Annotated in this window: 12 protein-coding genes; 4 read left to right on the top strand and 8 right to left on the bottom strand. The window is 59.0% G+C overall.

What is annotated here, in order from left to right:
* Both HMPREF2996_RS12890 and HMPREF2996_RS08085 read right to left on the bottom strand, forming a co-directional pair.
* Positions 1-5,153, bottom strand: a 5,153-nt coding sequence (locus HMPREF2996_RS12890; RefSeq protein WP_070730894.1) for a YPDG domain-containing protein, incomplete at its 3' end; no start/stop codon positions are given.
* A gap of 381 nt (positions 5,154-5,534) precedes the next feature.
* Positions 5,535-6,311: a hypothetical protein gene (locus HMPREF2996_RS08085; RefSeq protein WP_070730896.1), complete on the bottom strand. Its 777-nt coding sequence runs from the start codon at positions 6,309-6,311 to the stop codon at positions 5,535-5,537.
* 161 nt (positions 6,312-6,472) lie between these two features.
* Here HMPREF2996_RS08085 and HMPREF2996_RS08090 point away from each other — a divergent pair, with 161 nt between their 5' ends.
* On the top strand, positions 6,473-7,612 hold the full coding sequence (locus HMPREF2996_RS08090) for an Mrp/NBP35 family ATP-binding protein (protein WP_210398911.1): 1,140 nt from the start codon (positions 6,473-6,475) through the stop codon (positions 7,610-7,612).
* 7 nt (positions 7,613-7,619) lie between these two features.
* Here HMPREF2996_RS08090 and HMPREF2996_RS08095 read toward each other — a convergent pair whose 3' ends face one another.
* From HMPREF2996_RS08095 to sigE, 3 genes are all read right to left on the bottom strand, one after another.
* Positions 7,620-8,198, bottom strand: a complete 579-nt coding sequence (locus HMPREF2996_RS08095) for a twin-arginine translocase TatA/TatE family subunit (protein WP_070730898.1) — start codon at positions 8,196-8,198, stop codon at positions 7,620-7,622.
* Between the two features lie 67 nt (positions 8,199-8,265).
* Positions 8,266-8,715 carry an anti-sigma factor family protein gene (locus HMPREF2996_RS12480; protein ID WP_070718750.1) on the bottom strand — a complete coding sequence of 150 codons (450 nt, stop codon included), beginning with the start codon at positions 8,713-8,715 and terminating at the stop codon, positions 8,266-8,268.
* Between the two features lie 94 nt (positions 8,716-8,809).
* Positions 8,810-9,475 carry an RNA polymerase sigma factor SigE gene (gene sigE, locus HMPREF2996_RS08105; RefSeq protein ID WP_070443151.1) on the bottom strand — a complete coding sequence of 222 codons (666 nt, stop codon included), beginning with the start codon at positions 9,473-9,475 and terminating at the stop codon, positions 8,810-8,812.
* A gap of 162 nt (positions 9,476-9,637) precedes the next feature.
* Here sigE and HMPREF2996_RS08110 point away from each other — a divergent pair, with 162 nt between their 5' ends.
* On the top strand, positions 9,638-10,285 hold the full coding sequence (locus tag HMPREF2996_RS08110) for an O-methyltransferase (protein ID WP_070443206.1): 648 nt from the start codon (positions 9,638-9,640) through the stop codon (positions 10,283-10,285).
* Between the two features lie 395 nt (positions 10,286-10,680).
* Here the strand turns inward: HMPREF2996_RS08110 and glgC are convergent, their stop codons facing one another.
* Entirely contained in the window at positions 10,681-11,898 is a 1,218-nt protein-coding gene (gene glgC / locus HMPREF2996_RS08115) for a glucose-1-phosphate adenylyltransferase (protein WP_070443154.1), read from the bottom strand.
* A gap of 165 nt (positions 11,899-12,063) precedes the next feature.
* Between glgC and glgA the strand changes: the two genes are divergently transcribed.
* Positions 12,064-13,218 (top strand): glycogen synthase, encoded by a 1,155-nt coding sequence (glgA, locus tag HMPREF2996_RS08120; protein WP_070730902.1) that lies wholly within the window; start codon positions 12,064-12,066, stop codon positions 13,216-13,218.
* A gap of 11 nt (positions 13,219-13,229) precedes the next feature.
* On the top strand, positions 13,230-14,687 hold the full coding sequence (locus HMPREF2996_RS08125; RefSeq protein WP_070730904.1) for a GH32 C-terminal domain-containing protein: 1,458 nt from the start codon (positions 13,230-13,232) through the stop codon (positions 14,685-14,687).
* A 185-nt stretch (positions 14,688-14,872) separates the two neighbouring features.
* On the opposite strand, the gene HMPREF2996_RS08130 is transcribed toward HMPREF2996_RS08125, so the two are convergent.
* Together HMPREF2996_RS08130 and HMPREF2996_RS08135 are read right to left on the bottom strand one after the other, a co-directional pair.
* A complete protein-coding gene (locus HMPREF2996_RS08130; RefSeq protein WP_070645263.1) occupies positions 14,873-15,760 on the bottom strand; it encodes a methyltransferase domain-containing protein in 888 nt (295 codons plus the stop codon).
* Positions 15,761-15,769: 9 nt separating this feature from the next.
* A complete protein-coding gene (locus HMPREF2996_RS08135) occupies positions 15,770-15,937 on the bottom strand; it encodes a DUF3117 domain-containing protein (protein WP_010187237.1) in 168 nt (55 codons plus the stop codon).
* Between the last annotated feature and the right edge of the window lie 17 nt (positions 15,938-15,954).

Genomic DNA, 15,954 nt, shown 5'->3' on the forward strand with positions numbered 1-15,954 from the left:
GGTTCCTGGCTCGGGTCGTCACCGGGCTCTTCGCTCGGCTCCTGGCTCGGATCGTCCGTCGGTCCCTCGCACTTGCACTTGGTACCGACGCGCAGCTTGCGCGGCTGCGGGTCTTTGATGACTTCCTCAGAAGTCTCCGGATCGCCCTCCGGCACGCCGTCCTTGAGCTTCCAGGTCTTGGTTACTTCCTTCTCACCGAACTGGCCAGCCTGGTCTTCAACGACCTTGCCAACCTCCATGTCCGGGTCGTACTCAATGATGGTGTCGTAAGGAGTGTTCTCCTTGTACTTATCCGTCAGCTCAGTCTCGTGGTGGTCCGCAGGACCAACCTCGATGATGTGCGTGGTCGGATCACTGATCTTCTCAGTGGACTCGTCCTTTGTCGCCTCACCGTTCTCGGCATTCACCTTAACGGTGTGCTTAACCTCGCCTTGCTTGCCCTGCTGGACAACCTTGGTCTCGCCCGGCTTCAGCGCAGGGTTAACTCGCACCTCAACCTCGAACGGAGTGTGCTCATTCCATTCGATGACCGTGGATGCAGGCTTGCCCTTAGTGCCGACCTTGACGATCTTCTTGACTGGATCGGCAACACGCTCGATGTTGGTCTCCGAACCCGTGACCTTTGAATTCTCAATGGTCTTGGTCGTTGTAACCTTGTCTTTACCCAGCTTGCCCTCTTGGACGGTCTCCTGGGTACCGGCTTCCATCGTGTCATCGAAGATGACCTCGGTCTCAAACGGAACATCAACCTCGTGCTCGGAGGTGTCAGAGCCTTCGGTCTTGCCACCAACGCGGATGATCTGCTTGACCGGTTCCTTGGTGCGCTCGGTGGTGATTACAGGGTCGCCAGAAGGTTGACCGTCGACAAGCTTCTGCTTAGTCGTAACGGTCTCTTCGCCTTCTTCTCCCTCCTGGTCAATAACCTGCTTGCCAGCCTCCAGGTTCGGATCGTACTTAACCTCAGTCTCGAACGGGATGCGGTTCTTGTCAGTGAAAACCAGTTCCTGATCCTTAAGGCGCGGGCCGTACTCCACGATGCGTGGCTTCGGGTCCTTGGTCACGGTATCTGACGTGGTCTTTACCGTCGGGACACCGCCCGGCTCGAGCGTGGCGTCGAACTTCGCAGTAATCGTGCGCTCGCCAGCTTCGCCCTCCTGAACGACCTTTACCTCACCCGGCTTGAGTGCCGGGTTCGGACGCATGATGGTGTCGAAACCGGTAGACATCTTCCAGGTCATTTCATCGGTAGCCTTTGCGGGTTTGGTACCAATGACGACGACCTCATTGACCGGTGCCTTGGTTTGCGACCAGTTGCCCTTAGGGTCCTGTACCTCTGTACCCGGAACACCCTCGGTTTCGACCTTGTAGGTACCCTGCGGGACGGTGTCATCGAACTTGTACTCAACATCGAACGGCACCTCGCGAGTCGGGGCATCCTGGATGTTGATCGGTGCATAGATCCGATCAGTGGAACCATCAGAATATGTCACCGTGACCGGAACCTTGATAGAGTCACCCGGCTTCGCGGTCTTCGGTGCGGTAGCAATTACATTGCCCTTGTCATCCAAGCCTACGAGCCAGTCACCGTTGGCTGTCGTAACCGTGTACGTCGGGTTACCAAACTCGTTTTTATCCTCGGTTGCCGTGTAGCCATCAGCCGGAGTGATCTTGTATGGCTGTTCCTTCGCCACGGTAATACCGTCAGGCAGCTCAATGGTGAGCGGTGAAGTCACAGTCTCGCCTGGGAACGTAGTCTCTGGTGGATAGGTCGGATCAACCTCGAAGTTCTGAGTCAAGTTCACCACAGTGGTAACTGGAGTCTCGTCGGTCGAACCATCGGGGTACGTCACCGTGACGTTGTGTACGTGCTTGTCACCCGGCTTAGAGTCAGCGGGCGGGGTTACGGAAACCTCACCGGTCTTCGGATCGATCGTGTAGGTCCATCCGTCAACGGTGTCCTCAGTTTTCGGCTTGCCGCCGTCCATGCCGAAGGAGAAGGCCGTGCCGTCCGGTGCACCGTCCCGGTTAACGGAACGCTTCACCTCGATGCCTGGCTTGGTGGATTGAACCGGGTAGGTAGGCTCGCTGATGTCCTTCTGGTTCTCCTTCACATTGAACGGTGCGAAGACGGTGTCAGTGGAACCGTCGTAGTACGTGACGGTAACAGGGATATCCACACCGTCACCAGGTCGAGCGTCCTTCGGTGCGGTGGCGGTGACGACACCGTTTTCGTCGACGCTGACCTTCCATCCATTGAAGTCTGAGGGCACCTGGAAACGCTTCGAAGGATCCTTAGCGAGGTCGCGTTCAGGAATCCTCGTTACTTCCGTAATTTCGGACTTGACTGTTCCACCAGGCGTGGTGTTTTGCAGCAAGTACTGTGCCTCATAGACCTGCCGTACTTCCGCCTTAACGACGACTGTGGCGATGGTCTTATCAGTCGAACCGTCCTTGTATGTGACACGAACAGGGATATCTGCGGAAGTTCCAGGCAGAGCAAACTTGCTGATCGGAGTGGTGATGACGCCCGTAACCGGGTCAATCTTCACATCTTCCCATTTCAGGTTGCGGGGTGGATCAATATATTCCGGGTCATTCGGATCCGTGATGATGGAAAACTTCGGTTCAGCAGCATCGTACAGGTTAGTACGATCCACCTGGCTAACCACTAATGTACCGGGTTGACCACTAACCGTCGGATACAAGGGGTCATTCGTACGCGCGTAGGCATCGATGACCGTAAACTCAGCCGGAACAGTAGCCGTGGAACCATCCGGGTAGGTTACTTCTACATTGACGGTGACAGTCGTACCATTCTCCACTGTCACATTCGGGGTTGCGGTAACCGTACCCTTCTCATCAATGTCGAATTCCCAGTCCTGCGGCAAGTTATCAGGCAATTTGTACTTAGCAAGTGTCGGATCAGGCAACATCGTATCGATATCCGAACTCACCTTCTCCCCTGCCTTAGTCACCTGCGCAGGGTAGGAAGCGAAGTCCTTGCCGGTGCCATCACCAATAACGTTGATGGTGCCGGTCACCACCTGTGGGGTAGCGCCCGTAGCGTAGTAAGCCTTCACTGGGATGGTTAGTCGCGCGCCAGGTATAGCTGTTTCCGGAATCGTCGAAGTCAGCTCACCAGTATTCTCGTCGATAGTGACTGTCCAGTCACCATACTTGTACTCCAAAGAACCGTCGGGGAAGGTATAGCGATTAGGTTTCTCGTCATCGGCGCGACCGCCCAAGCCAAGCTCTGGCAAGGTTGGCTGAAGCGTAACCGTTTCATTTACGTGGCCAGACTCCGCGGTGTAGTCCGGCACCTTGATCGCATTGACGATCTGGAAGGGAACCTCAACGGTATCGGTCGTCCCATCTGGGTAGGTAGCGATAACCCTCGGCAAAATCTTGGTGTTGTTCGCAGCAGCTTCCGGGGACGTTGCCCTGACTTTGACGGTGCCATCATCATCGACCGTTACTTTCCATCCTTCCGGAACGGACGCAGGGTCAACATCAAAAGACTTGGGCCGGACTGGGTCGTATCCCTCAAAGCTGGGCTTTAAATCAAGCTCGGAAACAAGTTCCTTACCTGCTGGGCCCTCAACCGTTCCCCTGACAGCTAATTCCGTAACCTGAGTATCGTTCGGGTCGATGACAGCGAGCAGCGGAATAATATCTTGCGAGCCATTGGAATAGGTGACGATAACACGAGGCTGAGCGAACGTGCCCGGCATCGGATTAGCAGGTGTTGTGACGGTGACATCGTAAGTGTTTGGATCTAGTTTGGCGTCCCAACCTTTATAAACGTAGCGCTTATCAAGCTTCACCTCGGCTTCGACGCCGCCATCCTCACGCCTCCTCACCAGATCAGCGATCTTGTCACCAACCTGCTTATAGGTAAGAGTTTGGGGCCCAGTGACAACTGTATTCGAAGTCTTATCAACGCCAGAGGTCACTGATTGCTGGACCGGCGAATACTCCGGATCGTGGAACTGAGTGTCGTCGAAACTCCACTGATTGTTACTCACTACGTTGGCCTTATTGTAGCGAGAAAGCGAATTAGAGCTATCAAAAGCACTGCCTTCGCCGTCATTATTCGTCTCAGCGGCAGCTTGAAGCTGCTCCACAGAACGCGGCTTTGCCAACACGCTAAACCGCATGCCCTGCTGTTGACTCAGCTTCGTACCCTTGTACTCCGGCATGGTGTAGAAAATCTCGCCGGTGGTCTGGTCAATACGCACGCTCGACGTGCCACCACCGGAAGCAGCGGTGTCGCTCGTACCGATGAAGCTACCCTGGGCGTCGTAGGCTTCCACAACCATGCGGGACAGGGAATCATCCACGCCCTCGCCTTTAATCGCTGGAACGTTAATCTTGCCGACCTTGAGCTCTTCATCCGGCCTGATCACCAGCTTTTCTTGGTTCTCCCACGATACCGAGATCGGGTTACATTCGATGTTCTCGCTCGGCCACGGATTCACGACGGCCGTAAAGGCTGCAGATTCTCCCCGGGTGGCCCTAGTCTTTGGGTCGGGATTTTCCTGCTTATAGTTGCCCTGCCAGGCGTAACGTACCGGGTTAGCGGAAGTGGCCTCAGCGAACTGCTTGACTTTCTGGTCAGTCAGTTCCGCGTTGAGATTTAGGTTTCGTTGTTGCCTAGAAGCAGTAATATCGAGGATTTCGTCGGCTTTGTGAGTGACAATCTTGTCGACAAATGTCCGGCCCGCATCCATAGCGGGAAGTTGCGCTGCATCGAGATAGGCACCCATAAGGCCTGAATTGGAAAAGCTCCAATCAGCGAACGTGCGGTCCTTCGAGTTATCAAAGGAAACACTCAAGCCCCAGGCTTTCTTGTCGGGGCTGGATGCAGACGGCTCAGAAGTATACCAGCTGAAACCAGCCTGGCTGCCCTTCGGAGTGCTTTCTGAGACAACACACGAGCCAGCCGGCAGATCCGAGGCCTTCTGGGCATCCTGCTCCACCGCTCCCGACTTGTCGCGGATACCCCCAGAGAACTCCGCGGCAGTAGCGTCAGGGACCACCGTATTAAAAGAGGTGATACTGAGGCCGCTCAGTGCGAGCGTAATAGCAGAAAGAGCTGCCACCCCTTTACGGGAGGAGCGCAGCCGGGTGGAGCGATTTTTTGGCGCATTCATTACTAAAAGTCCTTTCAAATGCAGCACTCTGCCTCGCCCTCTGAGCGCGGAATACCCAAAACCCCTGTGGATTATCAAGTTATTTCCCCACGGCTACCCCAGAGAATAGACAGGGAACAAGCAGACTATCCCTATAAAGAGTACCTCTCACTTCAGACATAAGCAAGGAAAAACTTGTCTAACCTGTAGTTTTAAAAAGCCAGTGCACGTTTCATGTGAAGGATGAACTTCACAGAATCTCCCGGTTTGCTAAGTTTTAGAGATTTTCCTCCCATTTCCGGGCGTTAGCGGTGCAGGCAGTCGGCGCCAAGCAAGGCCGTTTCAACAGCCCCCACCCCGCCACGCGCGTCCACTAGAACTGAATCTCTGAAGGTGAATTTTCTAGGATTCCTCATGGACCAAATCCGACCCACCAGAGGAATTGGAGTCACCCTCCTCGTTGAGGTTCTGCATGAGGTTGGCCTCCATCCAGGCACGCACGGCCGCCTCAAAGTCCTCGGCATCTTCCACTTCCTGCACGACTTCATCAAGATCCTGCGTGGTGAGGAACTTGGTGAAGGAGGCTATCTCCAGCTTCTCATCGCGGTTGAATAGCCCGTCTTGGTAGACCACGACGTAGTTCTGTGGAAGCTCCGGCTTTGAATTGGGGCAGCCTTCGGCACCGGCAGGCTCCACCACGGAGACCTCCGGTGGCAGCGAGGCCATGAGCGCGACGTGGGTGCGCTCCAAAAAGTCCACGTCCTTGGTGTCCTCATCCTGTGCGGCCACGTAGTCCTTGGAAATCGCGCGCGCTTCTGCCGGGTTATAAACGTTGAGGAATTCGCCGGTACAGCCAACGAAGAAATTGCCGTTGGTGCTGACCCCGCTGACATGCTCCCCTCCCTGGCGCACCAGCATGTGGTCCTGGGATACGGTGGCCGCGCGCCCCTCATCGCGCAGGGTCTGGCGGTAGATCTCCGCCAGCACGCGCTGCTCATGGGAAGTCGGATCAATCATGATGGTAATCGGCGCCGAGTTCACTGGGTTCGGTTCCGGCTTGGGTTCATACCCAGAGCAGGCGCTTAACGACGCCCCCACAACCCCCACCAAGGCCACCCCAACAATGCGGGCGAAGGTGCGGGAATGTGCAATAAGGCGGGGCATCAGAATCAGGCGCATTCTTTCTATTCGACCGGACATGTCGAGCACACATGTCGCTGTTCTTCAGGGTCCAAAGTCCGCAGCGCTGGGCCGCAGCATCTGGCTGAATTTTACACGCCCCGCTGGCCAGACGGCGGGGTGGCTCTCCCCGATAGCACGTGACTAGACTAATGCCCGTTATGACTAGCGCTATTACTGAATCTTCCGTTCGCGACGCGCTCACCCGCGTCGATGACCCAGAAATCGGCCGCCCCATCACGGAGCTCGGCATGGTGAAGTCCGTGACTGTTAACGGTTCGGACGTGGATATCGAGCTTTATCTCACCATCGCCGGCTGCCCAATGAAGGGCACCATCGAGTCCAATACCCGCGCGGCCGTCGCAGAGCTCGACGGTGTCGGCGACATCAGCATCTCCATGACGCCGATGAGCGACGAGCAGCGTAAAGAACTCAAGCAGAAGCTGCGCGGCGGCCAAGCCGAGCCGGAGATCCCCTTTGCCAAGCCGGAATCCACCACCCGAGTCTTTGCGGTGGCCTCCGGCAAGGGTGGCGTGGGCAAGTCTTCCGTTACGGTGAACCTTGCCGCGGCCTTGGTCAAGAAGGGCCTCAAGGTAGGAATCGTGGACGCCGATATTTACGGCCACTCCGTCCCCAGCCTGCTGGGTTCCACGGCGGGCCCCACAGTGCTTGACGACGAAATGCTGCTTCCCCCCATCTCCCACGGCATCAAGCACATTTCGATTGGCCAGTTTGTGGAGGGCAACGCGCCCGTCGTCTGGCGCGGGCCGATGCTCCACCGCGCCCTCCAGCAGTTCCTCGCGGACGTCTTCTGGGGCGACCTGGACGTGCTCCTGTTGGACCTGCCGCCGGGTACTGGCGACGTTGCCCTGTCGGTGGCCCAGCTCATCCCGAATGCTGAACTGCTGATTGTGACCACCCCGCAGGCTGCTGCGGCCGAGGTGGCTGAGCGCGCCGGTTCCATCTCGCAGCAAACGCGCCAGCGCGTGGCCGGCGTGATTGAGAACATGGGTGCGATGGTCATGCCGGATGGCTCCACCATGGATATCTTCGGCTCCGGCGGCGGCACAGTGGTGGCCGAGCGCCTCAGCGTGCTGCTGGGCCACGAGGTTCCTCTCCTATCCAGCATCCCGCTGGATCCGAGCCTGCGCGCGGCTGGCGATGCCGGAACCCCCATCGTCATTTCCGCGCCCGACTCCCCCGCTACCCAAGCCATCACCAAGGTGGCGGATTCCATTGCGGTGCGCTCCGATTCCCTCGTGGGTAAGAAGCTCGGCTTGGGTGTGACCCGCAAAGGCTAAATAGCCTTTAGGTGACATCCTCCCAGGAGGAGCTGCCCTCGCCGGTGGGCGCATTCCCACCGCGCGGGGGCTGTGTCGTTTTAGTCGCCTTCTCCCCCGTCGGCTGTTGTACTCCGGCGTTCAGGTCCGGGTAGACCTCCGAATAATCAAAAGTCGGCCGGCCAGGGGTCTGCTGCGGCGCTGGCTGCGCCAGACCCTGCTGCGTGTGCGCGGGTTGGTTGTTCATATCCGCATCGTGCTCATACGGGCTGGTGCTCTTCTTGATGTCCTCCGCCATCTTCTTGGGGTTGAAATCATCCCAGGCGGAGTCGTCGCCGTCGAAAAGCGCCTTGGTAATGACCCCGCGCGGTCCCATCCGCGTCCACTCCGCCGCCTGACTCAAAGGCACCCGGAGATCGTCGAACTCCGCGCCGAGCCCGCTCATCTCACCGTTGAGCTCCGCCTTGGCATTCGCAATGGCCTTGCGCGCCGCGTAGATAGCCGCACGGACATCCATGATCACGCCGGGCAGGCGCTCGGGACCGATGATCACCAGACCCAGCAGCACGATGACAAGGATCTCTACCCAACCAATTGAGGAAAACACGAAACTATCTTAACTACTTAGCTAGTGGTGACTGGGCGACGGGCGCGCGGGAGGCTTCGGTCTCTTGTTAGCCCCGCTGGTTATGCCGGATGGCGCGCACCACCATCTCCACCTTGTCCAGGAAATCCTGGCGTGGCTGGTGCGCGGGAGCTTCCGCATCCGGCCCGGGCCCTATGCCCTGATGGGCGATACCCGCGAGCTTTGTCATCAGGGAATCAGGAGCCTTGACATGGGATTCCACACTGCATTCACGAACCCACTCGGCGGCGTTGCGCTGGTGGTGAATCTCCGCCCGGCATTCCGGGCAGTGCACGAGGTGGATGCGTACGCGGTGGGCATATTTGGCCGGCATTTCGCCGTCGACAAAAGCGACGACCGCCTCGGGCCCCAAATGGCCGATAGTATCTGCCCGCTGGGCGCGGGACTTTGCCTTATCGCGGACTTTGGCTTGGGCCTCGGTGAAGAACCCGGACAGGCTCAGGGAATGCCCGTCGCTGCTATGTCCTTCTGCTTTCACCTCAACGTCACCTCACCTCAGTGCATGCTCTTCTGCAGTGGCCTAGTGCTTAGCTGCGGGAGTCTAGCCCTCTAAGATTCAAACGCGGCCCAGTCTAGCGGGTACGCAGCAGGCTGCGCGTGTCTGCGTTTGTCTGGGCTTCCTTTTCCAGCGCGGCACGCAGCTGGGAGCGGCCGCGGTGGATGCGCGAACGCACAGTACCCATCTTCACGCCGAGGGTTTCAGCGATTTCGTCGTAGCTCATGCCCACGACATCACAGAGAACCACTGCCACACGGAAGTCCGGCGCCAGGTTATCCAGGGCTGACTGCAACGCCGGATCCAGGTTGGCCACCGTATAGGCCTGCTCCGGGGTCATATCTGTACCTGGGACACGCTCATAATCCTCCGGCAGCGCCTCCATGCGGATCTTGGAGCGGTGGCGGACCATATCCAAAAAGAGATTGGTGGTAATCCGGTGCAGCCAGCCCCCAAAGGTTCCTGCTTGGTACTTATCCAAGGAGCGGAAGACGCGCATGAAGGTTTCCTGTGTGAGGTCTTCGGCATCGTGCTGGTTACCAGACAGGCGATACGCCAAGCGATAGACATCATCGGCGTGCTCAGCTACGAGCTCACTCCACGAAGGCATCTCGGCCTGGCCGGCGTCGAATGCAGCGGTTCCGGTCAACTCCTCAACTTCAGCACTGACAGCATGGCTGCCAGTGGCAGAGGAATCGGTGGAACGGTGAGCGTGCTCAAACTCGCGCTGCTGTGTGGTCATGGCGAATATCTTTCTATAGTGCGCGTCGAAACTCCAGCCACGGCCCTGTGAGCAGCCTGTGAATCCGTCACACCTCTTACATGCGCTTCTTGCGTCACAGCTGAGGAGAGTTGCGGGCGATTCTCGGCACGCAGCTGAGGCGATTTCACTATGGTTTTCTTTGTGACTACTACGGCTTATGACGCAATGCGTACCTATATCGAATCCACCAGCGAGGTCTCCGAGGTGCTCGCCGGCGCCCGCGCCCATGCGGAGGAGTACGGCCTGCCGGCCCCGGATGAAGCCACCGGCCAGCTGCTCAGCACGCTCGCGGCGGCTTCATCCGGCACCACCTCCCGCCCGCAAGCGGTAGCGATCACTCCCGCAGCATCCGTCGTGGGCCTCTACTTGCTCGCCGGCATGCCGGAGAACGGAATCCTTACCTGCATTGACCCGGAAGCCGAGCACCAGGCCAGCGCCAAGAGAACTTTCCGCGAGGCCGGCTATTCCCCTAGCCGTGGGCGCTTCTTGCCCTCGCGTCCCCTCGACATCATGGGCCGCCTAGCCAATGACACCTACCAGGTGATTTACGCCGAGGTCCCAGCGCTCGATATGCCCGCGCTGCTCAAGGCCGCTTGGCCTCTACTGCATCAGCACGGCACCTTGGTGTTGGCCAATGCGCTTCTCGACGGCACCGTCGCCGACCCCTCCCGCACCGACCGCGACACCGCCGCCGCCCGCGAGGCCGACGAATACGCTCGCTCTCTCGAGGGTGCTGCCGTCACTCGCCTGCCGTATGGGGCGGGCCTAACACTCATCACCAAGCTGTAGTCGCCTTCTGAAACTGCCCGATCTGCCAAAACCATCGCCCGTTTTTCGATCGGCACGGAGATTTTCGTCATCTAGGGCACCGTTGGTTTAGCCACTGATACGTCTCCGAGCTAAACCCCGCCCTGTGTCGTCGGTGTCCTTTTTGCGCCGACTTTTTATTCCTTCTCCGTTCCCCCCACCCTTCGCGCTCACCGTGGGGGCTTCGCTAGGCGGGCTGCGCGCTCTCGGTGAGCGCGAAGGGAGTGTACTGAAAGGTGCGGTGTTGCAGGGCGTTGTTGCGCAGGCTCCTGAAGCATTCCGAGACTCGTCGGCGCCACCAAAACCACGAAAGGCGGACGTGGAGTGGACTTCAATCCACCCACACGCCCGCTTAAGGCGCTGCGCTGTCTCGCGGCTTAGACCTTTACGTTCTTGCCCACGACAACCACGCCGCCCTCAGACACCTTGAATCGCTCCTCATCGCGCTCGCGGTCAACACCAATGATGGCCCCGTCGCTGACCACCACGTTCTTATCCAAGATGGCATGACGAACTACCGCGCCCCGGCCAATGCGCACGCCTGGCAGGATGACGGAGCCTTCCACCGTCGCGCCATCCGCCACGTGCACGTCTGAAGCCAACACGGAGTTGCGCACCGTACCACCGGAGACGATGCAGCCCGGAGCCACCATCGAAGACTGCGCAATACCGTTCTGCACGAACTTCGCCGGCGGGAAGTTGGAATCATCCGTGGAGTGAATGGGCCACGAACGGTTGTACAGGTTGAAAATCGGGTGCACCGAAATCATGTCCATGTGTGCCTCATAGAAGGAGTCGATGGTGCCAACGTCACGCCAATAGCCATGGTCACGCTCCGTGGCACCGGGCACCTCATTGGCCATGAAGTCATAAACATGCGCCTGCCCACGCTCCACAAAATAAGGAATGATGTTGCCGCCCATGTCATGTGCGGAGTCCTCATCCTTTTCGTCTTCCAGCAAAGCGTCGATAAGCGCCTGCGTGGTAAAAACGTAGTTGCCCATGGAGGCGTAGGTCATGTTCGGGTCGTCCGGGGTCGCCGGAGGATTGGCAGGCTTCTCGACGAACTCCGTAATCGTGCCCATCCCATCCGCCTGAATGCAGCCAAAGGCAGAAGCCTCAGAACGCGGGACGCGGATGCCCGCCACCGAGCAGTCCAGGCCAGTCGCGATGTGCTCTTCCACCATCTGCGCTGGGTCCATGCGGTAGACGTGGTCAGCACCGAAGACGATGACATAATCCGGCTTCTCGTCATAGATGAGGTTCAGCGACTGCAGGATCGCATCGGCCGAACCGTTGTACCAGCGCTTACCGCGGCGCTGCTGAGCGGGCACGGAAGCGATGTACTGCGGAGTCGGACCAGACAGGTTCCACGCTTGGGAGATATGGCGGTCCAGAGAGTGGGACTTGTACTGGGTCAGCACAGCAATTTTGAGGAATCCGGCGTTGACAAGGTTCGACAGCACGAAGTCGATCAGGCGATAGGAACCACCGAAAGGAACGGCGGGCTTAGCGCGGTCTTCCGTCAGCGGAAAGAGGCGCTTTCCCTCGCCGCCGGCAAGGACAATAGCAAGGACATTAGGAAGGCTTCTCACACCACCCAATTTATAGACGTTTTCTGGATCGCGCAGAAGAAGTGCGTTTGTTTCTACCCCCCATTGTCCACCTCACACCCCGCCCGCTGCTTTCCGACGAACCACCGCACCGACCTGTCCATCAAGGTTTAGCGCGAGCTGTGGATAATCCGTATTCTGGCGAGTATGAGAGCCGGAATATTTTCTAAGGAGTATCCGCCAGAGATTTATGGCGGAGCGGGCGTCCACGTTGCAGAGCTCACGCGCTTCATGCGCGAGATTATTGATGTCTCTGTGCACTGCATGGGTTCTGAACGCGATGAGAAGGACGTCTTTGTACATGGCATTGACCCTGCGTTGAAGGAGGCCAATGCCGCCGTGCAGACGCTTTCCACGGGTCTGCGTATGGCCAATGCCGCCTCCGATATCGATGTGGCTCACTCCCATACCTGGTACACCGGTCTAGGTGGCCACCTTGCCGGCCGCCTATACGGCATCCCCCACGTGGTCACCGCGCACTCGCTCGAACCGCACCGCCCATGGAAGCGCGAGCAACTCGGTGGTGGCTATGAGATCTCCTCGTGGTCCGAGAAGAACGCTATGGAATATGCCGATGCCGTCATCGCCGTGTCGGCCGGGATGAAAGATTCCATCTTGGATGCCTACCCCCGCATCGACGCCGACAAGGTCCATGTAGTCCTTAACGGCATTGATACTCAGGTCTGGCAGCCGGGTGAATCCACGGTGCTGGATGAGCTGGGCGTCGACAAGCAGCGTCCCATCGTTGCCTTCGTGGGCCGGATTACTCGGCAGAAAGGCGTCAAGCACCTGCTCAAGGCTGCCCAGAGCTTTGATGCAGACATTCAGCTTGTGTTGTGTGCTGGCGCGCCGGACACACCGGAGATTGCGGCAGAGACCGAAGCCCTCGTGGAGGAACTGCGCGCGCAACGTGACGGCGTGTACTGGGTCAAGGACATGCTCTCGCGCGAGCAGATCAAGCAGGTCTACTCCGGTGCGGACGTTTTCGTGTGCCCCTCTATTTATGAGCCGCTGGGGATTGTCAACCTTGAGGCAATGGCCTGTGGCACCGCGGTTGTGGCCTCCAATGTGGGTGGCATCCCTGAGGTCGTCGTGGACGGCGAAACCGGCGTTCTGGTCAACTATGACGTAAATGACGAAGCCACCTTTGAAGCTGATCTGGCTGCCGCTGTGAACCGTGTCGCCGCCGATAAAGAGCTGGCATTACGCTTCGGTTCCGCCGGCCGCCAGCGCGCCATCGAGGACTTCTCGTGGGCTACCATCGCGCAGCAGACCGTGGACATTTACCGCTCGTTAATGTAGGAAGGACTGCCGTGACGCATAAAAAAACGCACCATCGCCCAGAACTTCACTTCGTTCCCGATAGCGGGATCCTCGAGGCCCCCGCAGGAATCGTTCGGGACGGTCATACCTGGCACCTGTTCCACCAGTACCGTCCTGATGCCGGCCAGCCTGCGCGCTGGGGCCATTCCACCTCTGAGGAAACGGCCTTCGAGTGGCTGGAGTGCGACGACGTCCTCGCCACCGTCGGCGGCGAGCTATCGCTGCGTGCAGGATCCGTGGCGGAAGGAAAGGACGCTCTCAACCTGTACTTCACGTCGGTGACCTCGGTCGGCACTAGCGTGCGCTTGGCGCGCTACACCGACTACGCCGATGAATGCATCGTGTCAGATGACCCTTCGGCGCTCGACCCAGACGTTGTCCGCTTCGGGGAAGCCGTAGGCGCCCATACCAATTATGACCGCTTCCGCTCGCCCTCCGTGGTCCCGGACTGGGCTAAGGAAGACCGCGAAGAGGGACACGATGGCTGGCTTATGCTGGCGCTGACCGGGCATTCCGACGCACCAGTACCGGTAATCCTGGACAGCCCCAACGGCGAATCCTGGACGCTCCTCGGCCCCTTGAGCTTCGATGGTGATCCTGGCTTTAAGGAGGGCGAAGTTCCGGCCACCTCTCCCATCCCGCCGGTGGTTTCACCGCGTCTGGTACGCCTGCGCGACGAGGTGGATAGGGAAATTTACGACGTTCTCTTCGTGACCTTGGAACGCGAGGGCCGCGATGTCTCCGGATATATCGTGGGCCGCCTTGATGGCACTGTGTTCACCGTGGCGAAGGGCTTCCAGCGCGTGGACTTTGGCCATGATTTCTCCCGTCCGCGCAACACCAACACCACGACCGGAACAATTCCGCAGGATTGCCGCTACGACCGCGCAGTCATCCTCGGTCTGCTCAACGGCAACGGCCGCGGCGATGATGCCACCAAGCACCCCACGTGGGAGGCTGAGGGCTGGGCTAATAGCTTGTCCCTGCCGCGCGCGGTGACGCTGCAGGGCGGCGTGCTGTTCCAAACCCCGGCGGAGGGGCTGCCGGATGCTGTAAAGCTTTCGGATTACGCACAGTCTTGGACGGGTGTCCTCGAAGTACCTGCGGGTTCGAGCGTGACCGTGACGCTGAAGGACGGCTCTGGCGATACCGCTGCGGTCATTCGCCATACTGGTGAAGAAATCAGTCTGGACCGCTCCATGTCCAAGGCCTTCGATAACTACTTCAAGGACTCCGCTCCTGCGATAGCGCCGCTGGCTGAGGGGGATTCGGATACCCTCACCGTCATTCAGGATGGTGCCAGCGTTGAGGTCTTCGTCGACGGCGGTTTGGTGGCCATGAGCTCCCGTGTCTACTTCGATGGTGGTTGCTCCGCCATCGAGGTCAGCACCAATGGCGAAGCTGTCATTGAACAGTCCTGGAGCCGCAAGGGTACCAAGCGTTCCTAATCGCATCGACTGCGAGACGGCATATAGGAGGAGGACCGAGTTGTCTCGGTCCTCTTTTTAATGCGCCCCCTACCCTTCGCGCTCACCGGGGTTCTCAAACAACCACCGCGGGCGCTGCCGGTGAGCGCGAAGGGTGGTTTCGAAGAGAAGCAGCGAAGGAAGGCCCTAAAAAGGAGCGTCAGCAATTAGGCCGAGCGCAGGCGATCCAGGCGAGCGTGAGCCGTCACGGTCAGCGACTGCGGCAAGGAGGCCATGCGCTCTGCCAGCTCTTCCGGACTGATGTGGCGCGCCGACGGGCTCATGCCAACCTGTGCGGCGATGGAGGCCTTATCCAAGACGATGGGGAAGGAAATATCGACCGGGTCGGCCGCCTGCTCCAAGAAACCTTCCGCCTGCGCGTAAAGGCGTTCCACCTTGCCTTCTTCCACACCGAGGATGCCCAGAGGCTCCCGCAGCTCGTCCAGATGGCCCGCCTGTGGAGTCAGCACGATGACCTCCCCGCCCGGTGCGAGAACGCGCTGGAACTCCGCCGGATTGCGCGGGGCGAAGACCACCGAGATAGCGTGAATCGAATCATCCTTTAGCGGAAGGCGCTCCCATACATCCGCAACCACGGCGCCAACTCGCTCATGCGACTTGGCCAGGTGCTTAGCCGCGTGCGTAGAGATATCCAGGCCAACGCCGCGTGCGCCCTCAATCGAATCAAGGGTGTGCGCGAGGTAGTAGCCCGTACCCGCGCCGACCTCAAGGAGCGCAGGGGCGGTGTCCGCATTCAGGCCAGCCGCATGTTCAGCCGCATCCTGGGTCTCCAGAGAATCCTGCACCGCACCGGTGACTGCCTCCACGAAGGGAGCAAAGTGTCCCATGGCCAGGTAGGTTTCGCGGGCGTTGACCATCGCGGCATCATCGCCTTGGTGCTTCAAACCGGCACCAGCTGCCAGCGTGACGTAGCCCTGCTTGGCCACATCATAGGAATGGCCGGTCTCCGACACGAGGCGGGAAAAATCATCCGCACCCTGCAGGGCGCTGCCATCGGCGGGATCGGCCAGAATATCGACGATATGTGAAAGCATGCTCCTAGACTAGCTAGAAACTGCTACGAGGAGTGAACCCAGCTCCGCTGCTTCTTCTTTGCTGAGCTCAATCACAATGCGCCCACCCCCGTCAGAAGGAATGCGCATGACAATCTTGCGGGACTCCTCTACCGCTTCCATCTCTCCACCAGTGGTACGGGGCTTCATCGCTGCCATATTGAGTCTCCTTCGAC

The organism is Corynebacterium sp. HMSC066C02 (genome assembly GCF_001814945.1).
GTDB classification, from domain to species: Bacteria; Actinomycetota; Actinomycetes; order Mycobacteriales; family Mycobacteriaceae; genus Corynebacterium; species Corynebacterium aurimucosum.